At 33.8% G+C, this 441-nt stretch carries 1 protein-coding gene; it reads left to right on the plus strand.

The window, feature by feature from the left end; translation table 11 throughout:
* Positions 1–183: 183 nt before the first annotated feature.
* The coding region (locus AAHB12_RS31355) for a helix-turn-helix domain-containing protein (RefSeq protein WP_342048954.1) at positions 184–441 on the plus strand (258 nt) is incomplete at its 3' end.

Here is a 441-nt window from a genome sequence, read left to right on the forward strand (position 1 = left end):
TTTACAGATTTTCCGAACGGGAAAGCCCACTCTTTTAGGTGTGGGATGAAAGTGAGGTCAAACAAGGCGTACCTTTAGGTACGTCAATTGTTTGATTTTTTTATTTTTTCTATTCAAACTACTTTTCAAACATTTCCTTATTTTGTATAATAAAAACAGAACGTATGTACTGGTGGTGAGGGAGTGAACATACACAAAGGATATAAGTTTAGAATCTATCCCACTGAAGAACAGAGAATATTAATACATAAAACGTTGGGATGCTGTCGTTATATTTGGAACCTAGCTTTAGGTGCTCAAAAGAAAAAAGATGCTTATTGGTATATAACTGAGGAAATGGTTCAAAACGGACAACTTCTTGAAAATCGATGGAAATCGGATTTTTTTAATACAGCGAAAGAACAAAAAGAGTTAACAGAACTGAAAAAACAATTGGATTGG

Source organism: Bacillus sp. OTU530 (genome assembly GCF_038440375.1).